The organism is Pelagibius litoralis, from assembly GCF_011683915.1.
Taxonomy (GTDB): domain Bacteria; phylum Pseudomonadota; class Alphaproteobacteria; order Kiloniellales; family Kiloniellaceae; genus Pelagibius; species Pelagibius litoralis.
The window spans coordinates 1-16,518 of the sequence record NZ_JAAQPH010000026.1 but is presented as its reverse complement, the minus strand read 5'-3'; the positions used below and the strand labels follow the sequence as shown (position 1 = coordinate 16,518).

Genomic DNA, 16,518 nt, shown 5'->3' with positions numbered 1-16,518 from the left:
GTCATGCTGGCCCTGAAAAAAAGACACGCCCTGGTGGCCGCGGCCTTTGTCGCGGTCGCCTTTGGCAGCGTCTTTCTGGTCTGCACCGCTCCACTGGAGCGGCAGAGCTTGGACCCGGTTAACTCCGCGCCGAAGAGCGTTATTGCGCCTTTCGACGAAGCGCTGACTTTCGCCAAGCTGCGCGTCGGTGAAAGCGCGCACAGCCTGTTGCTCGTTGTCGGGCAGACCGGAACGGAGGTTGCCGGAATCGATCTTGGCGCCTGGCTTGGGCGTGACAATCCGGATGTCTTCGATGCCATGTCGGTGCTCGGGCGCAGGGCTTTGGTTCGGCTGGCCGAGGAGCAGTCTGATCGGGCCCGGTCGTATCGCAGGGATCGATTGCTGCCTGCGGCGACTGCAAGCGGTCACGTCGCGTTCGGCACGAACTTTGCCGAGCATGGTGAGGAGGTGAACAACGAAGGGACCTTCGCCTTTCCAAAGTTTGCGGTGCCGACAGCCTCGACAACGACATTGCAGGCCGATCCCACCGCGGTTCTTCTCGACTACGAGGCTGAACTTTGCATGCGTTTCGACCGGGACATTCGCACGCTTGACGACTTCGACAAGGCGGTGAAGGCGGTTTTCCTCTGTGGAGACTTCACCGATAGAGCCGCTTTGCTGCGCGGCATCCCTGCCGGAGAGGACAGCCTTAGCGGGGTGGGGTTCAGTGACGCAAAAAGCGGTCCCGGGCTTTTCCCGACAGGCCCCTACATCGTCGTTCCGGCGGATTGGCGCTCTTTTGTCTCCAGCGAAGTCATTGCGACGACACTCAACGGTGCGCCGATGCAGTATGCGGCAGGCAAGGAAATGATCCTCGATTTCCGGCAAATGGCTGCCTTCGTCGTTGAAGCCGGGGGCGATGAGCGCTGGCGTTTCGAAGGACAGGCCGTGCCGTTGACCGTAGACGGTATCATTCGTAAAGGCGCGGTTCTGCTGTCCGGAACGCCGGCGGGTGTTCTGTTTCGGCCGCCGGAAACCAGGGAGATTGCCTGCGGAGCGATCGCCTACTTCTGTCTGGGCGGATTTCTATCCTTTGCCTCGCCGCGCGACTACGTCATCGGTCGCGCGATTCGAAGAGGGCTGGAGAGCGAGAGTTTTCTGCAGGCCGGCGACGCGGTTGAGCATCACAGCAGTCGGTTGGGCGGTATTTCAGCCCAGATCATCGGGCCTGCGCCTCAGCGGCAATAGCGCGGCTGTCGTTGGCAGAGGCAACAGGCAAGACAAAGGACGAATACCGTGAGAGCGGCGCCTTTTGTGCAGATCAGAGAGGTGGAGGGATAACATGCGCTCAAGCGCGGATGCCGATGGTCTCTATCGCTTGAGGCCGGGTTTGTTAAGGGGCGTGCCTCTGGCAGTTCTCCTGATACTGGCTTTCGCCGTAGGGTTGGTGTCGCTGCGATACCTTTCCGGCGACCCCGCGGCCCTGCCGCCGTCGATGCAGGCCTCCTTCGTCGCGAACGGCTGGATCTTCGTGGCGCATACGACAGCTTCGGCCCTGGCCCTGATGGTTGGGGCGGTCCAGTTTTCGGCCCTGCCGCGCCGGTGCTGGCCGGGCGTTCACCGCTGGGCCGGCCGAAGCTATGTCCTGTTCTGCGCGATGGGGGCGGCGAGTGCGCTTTGGATTGCGCCGGACGTCGAAAGCGGTTGGGTCGCAACACTCGGCTTCTCGGCTTTGGCCGTCGCCTGGATGGCGGTCACGGCCCAGGGCTGGCGGCACGCCGTGAACCTCCGGTTCGATCTGCATAGACGGTGGATGCTGCGGTCCTATGCCCTGACCGCTGCGGCGATTTCCCTGCGCCTTCAGCTTCTCGTTTTCGAGGCCTTCGGGCTCGACTACAACCAGGTCTCGGCGCTGCTAAGCCTGTCCTGCTGGCTGCCCAATGTCGCCGCCGTCGAGGCGGCGTTGTATCTGGCGCGGCGGCGCAGGGCGACTGCCTAACAGTCATCCAGCAGTCATCCAACAGTTGTCTCCCGCCACGCTGGAAGCGATCCGGGCCCGGTCCGTGATCGGATCGTCGCTCTGGAAGACTGATGAAAAACACGCCGGTCCCCAGGCTAATTCCGGGGTTCTCCGGGAAGGCCATCGCAGCCGCGAATAACTCCCTCAGTAGTTTCTATTTCACTCGCGTATTGCGTGTGTATCATTTGTTTATATCCTTTTTTAGTGGGAAAAGCTGTGAATGAACCTTGGTTTTCTGACACCCGCTAAGTAAGAGTTTCTTAGGAAATTGGTCCGATTTGTTAACCAATCACAACAGTTTTGCCTGATTATAACAGTTAACTAATACATAATGCCATGCTTTGATACGGTTGAAACCTTGTTAATGCGACGGCCCTCCAAGACACTCCGCGCAACTTTGGATGTAAAAATCGATTCTCTGGATCGGTTTCTGGCGTCTTTGCGTATGTCGAGTTAGTCAATTTGGAGATAGGAAATGACAGACGATCTGTTGCGCGTTTACGAGGGTCAGGAAGACACAGTGGCGGAGCGCGCCGAGGACATTTATGTCGGCGGCAGCGCGGGTAACACAACGGCGCCCGGCCAGGCTGGCGCGGTCGTAAGCCTCGCGCGCCCAGCGCCTGGCCAGGCTGTCGAGGTTCAGGCAGCGGCAGGCCAGACCTACAATCTTGATTTCGCGCCGGGCGCGGCCCAGGTGCAGGTCGAGGGCGCCAACTTCATCCTGGCGTTCGACGACAACGGCGACGGCACGCCGGACAGCCAGATCGTGTTTCTCGACATGGTCACTGTGGTCGAGGACGGAGACGCGCCGAGCTTCACGGTGGGCGGTGTTGAAATCGGCGCGGAGGTGCTGCTGAGCCAGGCGTTGGCGCTGGCGGGGACCGACGACTCGAGCCTCGAAACGGCTGCCGGCCAGGGCCCGTTAAGCGGCGGTGGATCGCAGTACAACGACGACCTGGGCGAGACCATCGATCTGCTGTCGGCGCAGGATACGTTGGGCACCACCGAGCTCGCATTTGGCGCCGCAGGCGTCGAACCCGATGTCATCGAATTCGTGTTCGTGCCGCCGCCGGTGCTGGTCAACGAGATCGGCCTGGGGGTCGCGCTGCGCATTCCCGATCTGCCCGGCACCGGATCTGCGGCGGATGAGGAAGGTGTTTCCAACGAGCCGCTTCAGGAATTCAACTACATCGAGCTGCTGAACAATTCAGATGATGAGATTTCGCTCGATGACGTGACCATCGAGATCGTCAACCCGGATGGCGATGTCATAACCGTTGCGATTCCGGATGGCGTCACCATCCCACCGGGCGGTTACATCGTCTTCTACCAGGTTGCAGACGATACCGGTGAAGACGGTGAGGAAATCATCGTTGCGCGGGTCTTTGATGCCGATGGCAACGTGGTCGACGGCTTCGAAATCGACGATGCCGAATTCTGGGATCTGGGTGAGGATACAACCGATCCCATCGCCGTGAACGTCGTGTTCCGCCCTGGCGAAGACAATCAGGGCGACCAGCATGTAGACGGCTTTGCCGCCAACGGCGCTGACCAGGACGGGTTGAACAATCCCGACTTTGCAGGCGCGCCGGAGGGTTTCGGCTCGCCGCTGCTGGACCTCGACTTCGAGACCTTCAACGGTATCCTCACCAGCGGTCACAAAGTTTTCTCGCGGGTCGACACTGACGATACCGACAGCCCGGACGACTGGACCACGGGCACGCAGCCGACCGACGGCAACGCCAACAACACGGATGAGGTTTTCGGTGAGCCGGATCTCAATCCCGGCGATCCCTTGAACGACGACCTGGACCCGGGCCAGGACAACCCGGACCCTCTGGCCGGACAGAACTTCCTGCAGGCCGAGGACGGCGGCGATCTGGTTGAAGGTAACGGCGGGCCCGATTTCCTGTTGGGCGCGTCAGGCGATGATTCCCTCTACGGTGGGTCGCAGGACCTGGCGGAGCAGCAGGCCCAAAAGGCTCTCGGCCAGTTTGAGCAGCTCCAGGCTGACGGCGGCGAAGGCGGAGACACCAGCGTTGCCGACCTGGATGACGAGCCTACCTTCAGCGATCACAACGATTTCCTTTTCGGCGAGGCTGGGAACGACGCCCTCTATGGGGGTTCCGGCAGCGACTACCTGATCGGCGGCCAGGGTGATGATTCCCTGGACGGCGGAACCGGCGACGACCAGATCTTCGGTGACGGATCGGATGAGGTCGGTGGGCTGCCCGATGATGATCTGAACCATGCCGGTAGAGATGTGATCGCCGGTGATGCGTTGAACAACACCAGCGGTCTATCGGAGGATTACGAGGCTATCGCTATCCTCGGCGGTAACGACAGTATCTTTGCCGGCAATGGAGACGATCTGGTCTCCGGCGATGCCCTGGCGACAGACACGCAGACCGCGCGGGCCTATGCTTACACCGACGATAGCGTCGACCGTGGGGAGCTTAACTCCTCGGACGCCGGCTTTGGCAATGACCTGATCGACGGCGGCGAAGGCTCTGACGTGATCGGCGGTGACGCGGCGGCCATCGCCGGCGGTGAAGAAACCGACGGCGCCATTGCGGAAGCAATGGCCGTCAACAAGGCTGTGTTCGGCGCCTCCCAGGCTCCGATCGGCAGCGATCTCATCGATGGCGGCGACGGCGACAATATGATCGCCGGCGATGCGCTGGCGGTCGTAAGCGGCGACTTCGGCTTTGCCAAAGCGGTCGTCGAGAATACGGCCGCCGATCGGGGTTCTGCCGGCAACGACAGCATCTCTGCGCTGGACGGCGCCAATCGGATCGCCGGTGACGCCCAGGCTTTTGCCGATGGAGCGGAAGGCAATGCGGTGGCTCAGGCCTTCAATACCGCCGACGGCGGCGAGGGCAGCCTTGCCGGCAACGACAGCATCTCCGCGCTGGACGGCGCCGATATCATCGCCGGCGATGCCCAGGCAATCGCCGACGGCGTGGCCAACGCGCAGGGCACCAACATTGCCCAGGGCGGGAACTTCAACCGGGCCGGCAACGACACCATCGATGCCGGTGACGGCGACAACACGCTGGCCGGCGAGGCGCAGGCGATCTCCAAATCCGCTACAGCGTCGGCTCTGGGGACCAATACGGCGGCGGGCTTCGGCAACGTCACGGGTGATGACTCCATCGTTGCCGGCGGCGGCGCCGACACCATCTCCGGCGGCGCCCAGGCGATCGGCGGGGCCAATGCCCAGGCGACCCAGCTGAACACCGCCAACGGCGGCACCAGAGCCGGCAACGACACCATCGCGGCGGGTGACGGCAACAACCAAGTTGCCGGTGACGCCCAGGCGATCGCGGGTGGTTTCGCCTCTGCCCAAGGCGAGAATCTGGGCAACGGCGGTTCCGCCGGCAACGACGGGATCACCACGGGCAGCGGTGCCGACATCGTCTCCGGCGATGCCCAGGCGATTGGCGGTACGGAGGCCAAGGCCACGCAGACCAACACCGCGACGGCGGGCGGTTCTGCCGGTGACGACACCATCCGGGCCGGCAACGACACCATCGCGGCAGGTGAAGGTGCCAACACCGTCGCCGGCGATGCCCAGGCGATCAGCAGCGGCGGCGCAGCGACGGCCTATGGTGACAACCTGGCCGACGGAACCGGGGGTGGCTTCGCCGATGCGGGTATCGATTCTATCACGACGGGTGGTGACGCCGACACCATTTCGGGTGGCGCCCAAGCGATCGGTGGAACCACCGCCTTCGCCAAGCAGACAAACACGGCGATAGGGCCCTTCGACTTTGCCGACAACGACACCATCAAGGCCGGTGACGGCAACAATCTGGTGGCGGGCGATGCCCAGGCGATCAGCAGCGACGGCGCGGCGACGGCCTATGGCGAAAACTTTGCCAACGGGATCGATGCCGTTGTTGGCGATGACTCCATTATTGCCGGCAATGGTGCCGACACCGTCTCCGGCGATGCCCAGGCGATCGGCGGAACCGCCGCCTTCGCCAAGCTGGTGAACTCGGCGACCGGGGGCGGCGCGGACGCCGGCAACGACACCATCAAGGCCGGTGATGGCGACAATCTGGTGGCGGGCGAGGCCCAGGCCATCGCCAACAACGGCGATGCCACGGCAGTCGGCGAGAACACGGCCACCGCAGATTTTAGTGAGGCCGGCAACGACGAGATCACCACCGGCGGCGGCAATGACATCATCTCCGGCGGCGCCCAGGCCAAGGGCTTGAACAGCGCGACAGCCACGCATAGCAACGAGGCTGCTGCAGGGGGCAATGCCGGCAATGACACCATTACCGCCGGCAATGGGGATAACCTGGTTGCGGGTGATTCCCAGGCGATCTCAGACGGCAAGGCGACGGCGGGCGGCAACAACTCTGCCACGAAAGGCAGTTCCGCCGGCAATGACGAGATCACCGCGGGCAGCGGTGCAGACAGTATCTCGGGCGACGCCCAGGCGGTCGGCGGTACAGAGGCCACGGCTAACCAGGTCAACGAGGCGGCGTTGTTCGCCGACAGGGCCGGTAACGATACCATTGCCGCCGGCGATGGCAACAACATGGTGGCGGGTGATGCCCAGGCAATCGCCGATGGCACAGCCACCGCAACCGGCAACAACGCCGCTCTTGTCGACGCCAGTGCCGGTAACGATGAGATCACCACGGGCAGTGGCGCCGACAGCATCTCCGGTGGTGCCCAAGCCCATGGCGGTACGTCAGCCTCCGCGACGCAGAATAACATTGCCGGCATCGCTGGCCTGGTGGACAACGACACCATTACCACAGGTGATGGCGACAACAGGGTGGCGGGCGAGGCCCAGGCGATCTCCGAAGGCTCAGCCACCGCGATCGGCAACAACGTCGCTGTTGTCGATGCCAGTGTCGGTAACGACACGATCACCACGGGCGGCGGTGCCGACAGTATCTCGGGCGGTGCCCAGGCAATCGGCGGGTCCGGAGTCACGGCCAAGCAGAGCAACGCGGCGGCCGGCAGCGACAGCCGAGCCGGCGACGACAGCATCTCCGCCGGTGACGGCGACAACGTGGTGGCGGGCGATGCCCTGGCGATTGCCACCAACGGCCAAGCCACGGCTGATGTCACCAACGGCGCCTTGGCGACTCTCTTTGGAACCACATCTGCCGGCAACGACACCATCGGCACGGGCGCCGGAAACGATCTGGTTTCCGGCGATGCCCTGGCGGTTGGGGAGGGCGCCCTTGCCAGCGTCGCGAACACGGCGGGGGCGATCTCCGCCCTGGCCAGTTCCGGCAACGACGTAATCACCATCGGTGGCGGGTCCGATACGGTCGCGGGCGATGCCCTGGCGGTCGGGGCGGGCGGCACCGCGACGGTGCGTAACGACGCCAACGCAAGCCTGGGTGGCGTTGCACAGGCCGGCAACGACTCCATAACGGCTTCGGACGACAGCGACGGCGATGTGATCGCCGGCGACGCGGCCAGCACGGGTGCTGATGGCGGCGATGCCACGGTGAAAAACAATGTCGTGGCCCTCTTCGGCGGCACAGCCTCGGCCGGTAACGACACCATTAGGGCGGGCAACGGTGACAATGTCGTCGCCGGCGATGCTTTGGCAACGGGCGTTGGGGCCAAGGCCAGGGTCGTCAACACCTATTCCAATGTCGCCGGTCTTGCCATCGTCGGCAGCGATCGGATCGAGACCGGGTCCGGTAATGACCTGATCTCCGGCGATGCTCTGGCGACCGGCGGTGGCGATGCCGAGGTGGTGAACGATCCGACCGGGGGCGACCCCGACAACCGGGTGAGCCAGGACACCATCATTGCCGGCGGCGGTAACGACACCATTTCAGGTGATGCGCTTTCCGTCGGTGGGGTCGCAAGGGTCGACCATGGTGGCGACGACTCCATCCTGGGCGGTGACGGCGACGATTTGATCGCCGGTGACGCTCTGGCGACCGGCGGCGGGTCGACGGAGGTCGGGGTCGGCGGCGACGACACCATCTTTGGCGGCGGCGGCAACGACCTTATCTACGGCGATGCCAGCGATGGCAGCGAGGTAACCGGTGGCGACGATCTGCTCTACGGCGACGATGGAGAAGACACCATCTTCGGCGGGGCCGGTGTCGACACGCTCTATGGCGGGGCCGGCAACGATGACCTCTACGGTGGTCGGGACAGCGATCAGTTGTTCGGTGGTGCCGGCAACGACTACCTCGACGGCGGTGCCGGCAACGACATCCTTTTCGGTGGCGAGGGCGATGACTACCTCGTCGGCGGTGAAGGCAGTGATAAGTTCGTCTTCACCGCGGCGGATGCCGGCGATACCGACACGATCGCTGACTTCACCACCGGGGCCGGCGGCGATGTGCTTAACCTCGGTGACTTGCTTGAGGGCGCGCCGGAGGGCGCGTCTGCAGAGGATCTGGATGCCTTCCTGGACTTCGCCTTTGACGGCGAAAACACCACGGTCACTGTCGATCTCGACGGAGAGGGCCCCGGCGAAGATACGACAACCATTGTCTTGGAGGGTGTGGACCTGACCAGTCTTGGCAACAGTGACGCCGAGATCATCCAGGCCCTGATCGACAGCGGCAATCTGGCGGCCTGACCAGGTCCGCCGGAGGGCGGGTCCCTCCCGCCCGGGCAACGGGTGGCGGTGAAAGCCGCCACCCGTCTGCTTTTCCCTCTATCTCTCCGTTTTTGAGAGATGGCGGCAGCTTCTGACCGGTCATGGCGGCCCAATTTTCGCCATTTACGATTATTCCGCACAAAGTCACAGTTCAGGGTGGTGGCTTTGGCTCTTCGTTTCGGGGCCGAATTTGACACAGCGGCGGCTGGTTTACCTTTACGTCATATTCTTGACGTAACCTTTCGGGCCCATACATATAAAGGGCGTCGCGCCGCCGGCAGGGCCGGCCGTCGGCGAGACACCAGCCCATGACCATCAAGGGTCGCCAACGAATAACGTGGTGGGAGATGGCTTTGGAACAAACGAGCGCAGAGCGCCAGGCGCAGCCCTGGGACAAGAGCTATCCGCCGGTCATTGACTGGGGTGGCGAGGTTCTGCAGGAGCCGCTCTACAAGGCTTTCGACCGCGCCGTCGCCGGTTACGGCGGCCGTCCCTGTCTCGATTTTCTCGGCAAACGTTACAGCTATGACGAGGTCAGCGTACTGATCGACAAGGCCGCCTGTGGCTTTCAGGGCCTGGGTGTGGAAAAGGGATCGCGGGTCGCGCTGTTTCTGCCCAACACGCCCTACTATGTCGTTTGCTACTTCGCCCTGATGAAGCTGGGCGCCATCGTCGTCAACGTGAACCCGCTCTATGCCGAGGAGGAGGTGCTCGGCCTGATCGACGATTCCGGGGCCGAGATCGCGGTTACCCTGGATCTGAAAATTCTGCTGCCGAAGCTGGTCACGGCCTTTGAGCGCACGCCGCTGAAAAAGGTCGTGGTCTGCGCCATGGCGGATATCCTGCGCTTTCCCAGCCGCCAGCTCTTCGCCATCGCCAAGCGCGGCGACCTGGCCAAGGCGCCCAAAACCGATGCCTATCTGCGCTTTGCCGATCTGATCGACAACGACAGCAGCTTCGAAGCCGCCGTGGTGACCATCGATGACGTGGCCGTGCTGCAGTACACCGGCGGCACGACCGGCACCCCCAAGGGCGCGATGCTGACCCACGGCAACCTCTCGGCCAATGCCAGCCAGCTCTGGACCTGGTTCATCGATGCCAAGATGGGGGAGGAACGGATGCTGGCGGTGCTGCCGCTGTTCCACGTCTTCGCCATGACGGTGATCATGCACCTGGGCATCCGCGGCGCGTCGGAAATCGTTCTGCTGCCGCGCTTCGAGATCAAGATGCTGTTGAAGGCCATCGCCCGCACCAAGCCGACCTGTTTCCCCGGTGTGCCGACGCTCTATAACGCCATCATCAATACCCCGAAGATCGAAACATACGATCTCTCCTGCATCCGTTACTGCCTTTCCGGCGGGGCATCGCTGCCGCAGGAGGTGCGCGAAGGTTTTGAGGCGATCACCAACGCCACGCTGCTGGAAGGCTACGGCCTCAGCGAAACCTCGCCGGTGGCGACCTGCAATCCGCTTGTCGGCGTTCAGAAAGACGGCTCGGTCGGGCTGCCGATGCCCGGTACGACCATCGAAATCCGCTCCCTCGAAGACTCGGAAAAACTCATGCCCCAGGGGGAGGTGGGTGAGATTTGCATTCGCGGGCCCCAGGTCATGGCCGGCTACTGGCAGCGCCCGGAGGAGACCGCCCAGACCCTGCGCGACGGGCGCGTCCACACCGGCGATGTCGGTTACATGGACGAGGATGGCTACACCTTCCTGATCGACCGTCTGAAAGAGGTCATCATCTCCAGTGGCTACAACGTCTATCCACGCCACATCGAAGAGGCGATCTATCGTCATCCTGCGGTCGCGGAGGTGACGGTGATCGGCGTGCCCGACGACTACCGCGGTGAGATTCCCAAAGCCTTCATCCGTTTGAAGGACGGCGAGAGTCTTGAGCTGGGCCCCCTGCAGGTCTTTCTGGAGGATAAGCTCTCGCCCATGGAAATGCCGCGCCTGATCGAAATCCGCGCGGCTCTGCCGAAGACCATCATCGGTAAACTTTCGAAGAAGGAACTGATCGCCGAGGAACGGGCCCGGCAGGCCGAGAGATCGTCGCCGTGAACAAACTCTATTCCGTGACCGAATTGGCGGCGGAGCTGAAGGTCACGCCGCGGGCGCTGCGTTTCTACGAGGATAAGGGCCTTATTGTGCCGCAGCGCGCCGGTAAGACCCGCGTCTACACCCATCGCGACCGCGGCCGGATTATCCTGATCCTGCGCGGCAAGCGTCTGGGCTTTTCCCTGCGGGAGATTGCCGAATGGCTGGATCTCTATGACCAGGATCCCGGACAGGTGGAGCAGATGCGCCTCACTCTGTCCAAAACCCGCAAGCGCATCAAAGCCCTGGAAGCGCGGCAGAGGGATCTTGAAGAAACCCTGCAGGAACTGCGCGGTATCGAAACAGCCGTCGAAGACTTTCTGAAATCAAAGGGGGCCGACGCCGAAGCGGCCGAATAGCCACCAAGCCTCGGAACCAGCCTCAAACGCCGAAAGGTCCGACCATGCATAAGAACGTTGTCATCGCAGGATACGTCCGCTCCCCCTTCCACTTTGCAAGCAAGGGCGATCTGGTGAAGGTTCGGCCGGACGAGATGGCGGCCCAGGTGGTGCGCGGCCTGCTTGGCAAGACCGGGATCGACCCCAAGGACATTGAGGATCTGATTGTCGGCTGCGCCTTCCCGGAGGGCGAACAGGGCTTGAACGTGGCGCGCCTCATCGGCTTTCTGGCGGACTTGCCGATCTCGGTGGCCGGCACCACGGTAAACCGTTTCTGCGGTTCCTCCATGCAGTCGATCCACATGGCGGCCGGCAACATTCAGATGAACGCCGGAGAGGCCTTCATCTGCGCCGGGATCGAGTCCATGAGCCGCGTGCCCATGGCCGGGTTCAATCCGCTGCTGCACCCGGGTCTCGCTGAGCGCTTCCCGCAGGCCTACATCTCCATGGGCGAGACGGCGGAGAATGTCGCCCAGAAGCACCAGATCCCGCGGGCGCGCCAGGAGGAATTTGCCGTTGCCAGCCATCAGAAGGCCGCCGCCGCCCAGGCTGCGGGCAAGCTGAAGGACGAGATCGTCGCGATCCAGGCCAACGGTGCCTCGGTCGAGCTTGACGGCTGCATCCGGCCGGACACCTCCGCCGCCGCCCTGGCCGACTTGAAGCCGGCTTTTTCGACCGACGGCAGCGTTACCGCCGGGACAGCCTCGCCGCTGACCGACGGGGCCTCTGCGGTGCTGGTGACCTCGGAGGACTACGCCAAGGCGCACGGCCTGAAACCCCTGGCCAGGCTGCGCTCCATCGCCGTTGCCGGTTGCGATCCGGAGATCATGGGCATCGGCCCGGTGGCCGCAAGCCGCAAGGCGCTGGAGCGCGCCGGCATTGCGGCGGGCGATCTGGACATTATCGAGTTGAACGAGGCTTTCGCCTCTCAGGCCCTGGCCTGTGCTGACGAACTGGGCCTCGACCTGGCTAAGGTGAACCTGGACGGCGGCGCCATTGCGCTCGGCCATCCCCTGGGCGCGACCGGCGCGCGGATCACCGGCAAGGCGGCGCAGCTTCTGCAGCGCGAAGGCAAGCAGTTGGCCCTCTCTACCCAGTGCATCGGCGGCGGGCAGGGGATCGCCACGGTGCTGGAGGCCGCCTGATGACCATCGTCACAGCCGCCGTTATCGGTGCGGGCGTGATGGGGGCGGGGATCGCCGCCCATCTCGCCAATGCAGGCGTGTCCGTCCTGCTGCTGGATGTCGTGCCCAAGGAGGGTGACAACCGCAACGCCCTGGCCGAAGGCGCCGTCGCTAAGATGCTGAAGGCCGACCCCGCGCCCTTCATGTCAAAGCGCGCGGCCAAGCTCATCACCCCGGGCAATATCGAGGACGATCTCGACAAGCTGGCCGATGCCGACTGGATCGTCGAGGCGGTGCTGGAAGACCCGAAGATCAAGCGCGCTCTCTATGAGCGCCTGGAGGGCGTGCGCAAGGACGGCTCCATAATCTCCTCGAACACATCGACCCTGCCGCTTTCCCTGCTGACCAAGGACATGCCGGATCGCTTCTGTGGCGACTTCCTGATCACCCATTTCTTCAACCCGCCGCGCTACATGCCGCTGCTGGAGCTGGTGACGGGGCCCAACACCAAACCCGCGGTGCTGGAAACGCTTTCTGCTTTCGCCGACCGCAGACTGGGCAAGGGCATCGTGCTCTGCCACGACACGCCGGGTTTCGTCGCCAACCGCATCGGCACCTTCTGGCTGCAGTGCGCCGTGGTCGAAACGCTGGACCGCGGCCTGACGGTGGAGGAGGCCGATGCCGTCATGGGCCGGCCCATCGGCGTTCCCAAAACAGGCGTCTTCGCGCTGCTCGATCTTGTCGGCCTGGATCTCATGCCCAAGGTCGATGCGTCGCTGGCGGCGACCCTGACAAAAGACGATGCCTATCAAAGCCTGCGCCGGCCCTTCCCCCTGTTGGAGGAAATGATTGCCGAGGGCTATACCGGGCGCAAGGGCAAGGGCGGGTTCTATCGCCTGAACAAATCCAATGGTGCAAGGGTCAAGGAAGCCGTCGACCTGAAGACCGGCGACTATGCGCCTGCGGGCAAGCCGTCGCTCGCCAGCGTCTCGGCCAGCCGGCGGGGCGGTCCCAAGGCCCTGGTGGCGCATGACGACAAGGGCGGTCTCTTCGCCTGGGCGGTGCTGTCCCAGACGCTGGGCTATGCCGCCGCCCTGGTGCCGGAGATCGCCGACGACGTTCCCTCCGTCGACCGGGCCATGCGCCTTGGCTACAACTGGAAATTCGGCCCCTTCGAGCTGATCGACAAGCTCGGCGCCGCCGACTTCGCCGATCGGCTGAAGGCCGAGGGGAAGGCCGTGCCGCCGCTGTTGGAAAAGGCCGCCGCCGCCGACGGCTTCTACCGGGTGAAGGACGGCAGACAGCAGGTTCTGACCGTTGCCGGCGACTACGCCGATGTCGAGCGCGGTGAGGGTGTCCTGCTGCTGTCCGACGTGAAGCTGGGCAGCGAGCCCCTGGCAAAGAGCGGTTCGGCCAGCCTTTGGGACATCGGTGACGGCGTTGTCTGCCTGGAGGTTCACACCAAGCTGAACACCATGGACCCGGATGTCTTCAAGATCATCGCCAAGGCCTTGGATATCGTCGGCAAGAACTACAAGGCCCTGGTGATCTACAACGAAGGCAGCCACTTCTCCGCCGGGGCCAACCTGGGTCTGGCCATGTTCGCCGCCAACGTCGGCGCCTGGCCGATGATCGAGGACATGGTGGCCCAGGGCCAGAAGGCCTACACCGCCCTGAAGCGCTCGCCTTTCCCGGTGGTGGCCGCGCCTTCCGGGCTGGCGCTGGGCGGCGGTTGTGAAATCCTGCTGGCTTCCGATGCCGTGCAGGCCCATGCCGAAAGCTATGTCGGTCTGGTGGAGGCCGGGGTCGGCGTGGTGCCGGCCTGGGGCGGCTGCAAGGAACTGTTGAGCCGCTTGGCCCGCGATCCACGGCGGCCCAAAGGTCCCATGCCGGCGGTGGCGGCGGCCTTTGAGACCATCGGCATGGCCAAGGTGGCGAAGTCCGCTTTCGAGGCCAGGGAACTGGGCTTCCTGCGGCGCGAGGACGACATCACCTTCAACCGCGAACGGCTGCTGGCCGACGCCAAGAAAAAGGCGCTGTCTCTGGTCGAGGGCTACCAGCCGCCGGAGCCGGTGGAACTGACCCTGCCCGGTCCCTCCGGCAAGGCCTCGCTCGCTTTCGCCCTTCGCGATCTCTACGCCAAGGGTCTTGCGACCGAACACGACATGGTCGTGGCCTCCGAGTTGGCCGATGTGCTGACCGGTGGCGACGATGCCGACATGACCGAGCCACTGCCCGAGGAGACGGTTCTGAAGATGGAACGCGAAGCCTTCATGCGGCTGGTGCGCACGCCGGGCACCCTGGCCCGTGTCGAACATACGCTGGAAACCGGCAAACCGCTTCGGAACTAAGAGGCGTTAGAGGAAAAAGACCATGGTTAGCTATTCCGCCCCCCTGGATGACATCCGTTTCGTGCTCTACGACCTCTTGGACTACGACGGCCGGATCGCCGGTCTGCCGGGTTTCGAAGAGGCCAGCCGCGATCTGGTCGACACGGTGATCGAAGAAGGCGCCAAGTTTTGCGAGAACGAGTTGCTGCCCCTGAACCGCTCCGGCGATGAAGAAGGCTGCATCTTCGAAAACGGCGTGGTCCGCACGCCCAAAGGATTCAAGGAACTCTACGAAGCCTTCTGCGAAGGGGGTTGGAACGGCCTGGCCTTGTCCCCCGATCATGGCGGGCAGGGGTTGCCCAAGACCCTGCAGTTCGTGCTGACCGAGCTGATCTGCTCGACCAACCTCAGTTTCGGCATGTATCCGGGCTTGACCCACGGTGCCTGCAACGCGCTGGAGCTGCACGGCAGCGACGAGCAGAAGGCCACCTACCTGCCCAACATGATCCATGGCCGCTGGACCGGCACCATGTGCCTGACCGAGCCGCATTGCGGCACCGACCTAGGCCTGATCCGCACCAGGGCCGAGCCGAACGGCGACGGCAGTTACAAGATCACCGGCACCAAGATCTTCATCTCCGCCGGCGAACACGACATGAGCGAGAACATCATCCATCTGGTGCTGGCCAAGCTGCCGGATGCGCCGGAAGGCTCCAAGGGCATCTCGCTTTTCGTGGTGCCGAAGTTCATGGTGAAGGAAGACGGTTCCGTCGGCCCGCGCAACGGCGTCGCCTGCGGCTCCATCGAGCACAAGATGGGCATCAAGGCCTCCTCCACCTGCGTGATGAATTTCGACGAGGCCGAGGGCTATCTGGTGGGCGAAGCCCACAGCGGCATGGCCAAGATGTTCACCATGATGAACGTCGCGCGCCTGGATGTCGGCATGCAGGGCCTGGGCCTGGCGGAGACCGCCTATCAGTCGGCGGCGGCCTACGCCAAGGAGCGTCTGCAGGGCCGCTCCCTCGCCGGGCCGCAGCATCCCGACAAGCCGGCTGACCCGATCATCGTGCATCCGGACGTGCGCAAGAATCTCCTGACCATGAAGGCCTATAACGAAGGCTCGCGGGCGCTGGCCTTCTGGGTCGCCATGGCGGTGGACGTCGCCGAGAAGCATCCCGACGCAGCCAAGCGCCAGGAGGCCGACGATCTGGTCGCCCTGATGACGCCGATCATCAAGTCGTTCTTCACCGACCAGGGCTTTGAGACGACGAACCTGGGCATGCAGGTTTTCGGCGGTCACGGCTACATCCGTGAATGGGGCATGGAGCAGTTGGTGCGCGATGCCCGCATCGCCCAGATCTATGAAGGCGCCAACGGTATTCAGGCGCTCGACCTGGTGGGCCGTAAGCTGGGCCAGAACATGGGCCGCCTGCTGCGCCGCTTCTTCCATCCGGTGCAGGCCTTTATCGAGGAGAACCAGAACGACCCGCAACTGGCGGAGTTCGTCGCGCCGCTGGCGAAGGCCTTGAGCCGGCTCCAGCAATCGACCCTCTGGATCGCCCAGCAGGGCTTGAAGGACCCGGAGGAGGCGGGCGCCGCCGCCACCGACTACCTGAACCTTTTTGCGTTGACCGCCCTTGCCTATATGTGGGCGCGCATGGTGAAGGTCAGCCTAGCGCAAACCAATGGTTCCGAATCCAACGGCCAGACGCCTGAGTTCCACGAAGCCAAACTGGCCACCGCACGCTTCTTCTTCCAGCGCCTGCTGCCCAAGAGCTCCGGCCTCTTCGCCGCCATCATGACCGGCAAGGCGCCGCTGATGGACATGAAAGAAGCGGCGTTCTAGGGTCAGGACTCAATTGAGCCACCATGTGATGATTGCGGCGATGAAGACGGCAGATAGGAAAGTATCTGCGCGTTTGTCGTATCGGGTGGCGATTCTTCGGAAATCTTTGAGCCGACAGAACATG

Annotated in this window: 8 protein-coding genes and 1 pseudogene; 8 read left to right on the top strand and 1 reads right to left on the bottom strand. The window is 63.7% G+C overall.

What is annotated here, in order from left to right:
- Positions 1-3 precede the first annotated feature (3 nt).
- The 8 genes from HBA54_RS24495 (at position 4) to HBA54_RS24460 (ending at position 16,394) form a co-directional block, all read left to right on the top strand.
- Complete coding sequence (locus HBA54_RS24495) at positions 4-1,227, top strand: fumarylacetoacetate hydrolase family protein (protein ID WP_167229871.1); 1,224 nt, start codon at positions 4-6, stop codon at positions 1,225-1,227.
- A gap of 94 nt (positions 1,228-1,321) precedes the next feature.
- Positions 1,322-1,978 carry a DUF2306 domain-containing protein gene (locus tag HBA54_RS24490; protein WP_167229868.1) on the top strand — a complete coding sequence of 219 codons (657 nt, stop codon included), beginning with the start codon at positions 1,322-1,324 and terminating at the stop codon, positions 1,976-1,978.
- 496 nt (positions 1,979-2,474) lie between these two features.
- Positions 2,475-8,579 carry a type I secretion C-terminal target domain-containing protein gene (locus HBA54_RS29525; RefSeq protein ID WP_167229865.1) on the top strand — a complete coding sequence of 2,035 codons (6,105 nt, stop codon included), beginning with the start codon at positions 2,475-2,477 and terminating at the stop codon, positions 8,577-8,579.
- A gap of 368 nt (positions 8,580-8,947) precedes the next feature.
- Entirely contained in the window at positions 8,948-10,660 is a 1,713-nt protein-coding gene (locus tag HBA54_RS24480; protein ID WP_167229862.1) for a long-chain-fatty-acid--CoA ligase, read from the top strand.
- Positions 10,657-11,055 carry a MerR family transcriptional regulator gene (locus tag HBA54_RS24475; RefSeq protein ID WP_322096112.1) on the top strand — a complete coding sequence of 133 codons (399 nt, stop codon included), beginning with the start codon at positions 10,657-10,659 and terminating at the stop codon, positions 11,053-11,055. Before HBA54_RS24480 ends, HBA54_RS24475 begins: the two co-directional genes overlap by 4 nt.
- A gap of 44 nt (positions 11,056-11,099) precedes the next feature.
- Positions 11,100-12,239: a thiolase family protein gene (locus HBA54_RS24470; RefSeq protein WP_167229859.1), complete on the top strand. Its 1,140-nt coding sequence runs from the start codon at positions 11,100-11,102 to the stop codon at positions 12,237-12,239.
- Positions 12,239-14,569: a 3-hydroxyacyl-CoA dehydrogenase/enoyl-CoA hydratase family protein gene (locus HBA54_RS24465; protein ID WP_167229856.1), complete on the top strand. Its 2,331-nt coding sequence runs from the start codon at positions 12,239-12,241 to the stop codon at positions 14,567-14,569. The genes HBA54_RS24470 and HBA54_RS24465 overlap by 1 nt, the downstream gene beginning before the upstream one ends.
- A 22-nt stretch (positions 14,570-14,591) precedes the next feature.
- Positions 14,592-16,394, top strand: a complete 1,803-nt coding sequence (locus tag HBA54_RS24460) for an acyl-CoA dehydrogenase C-terminal domain-containing protein (RefSeq protein WP_167229853.1) — start codon at positions 14,592-14,594, stop codon at positions 16,392-16,394.
- 9 nt (positions 16,395-16,403) lie between these two features.
- On the opposite strand, the pseudogene HBA54_RS24455 reads toward HBA54_RS24460, so the two are convergent.
- Positions 16,404-16,518 (bottom strand): annotated as a pseudogene (locus HBA54_RS24455) (IS5/IS1182 family transposase); the annotation flags it as partial.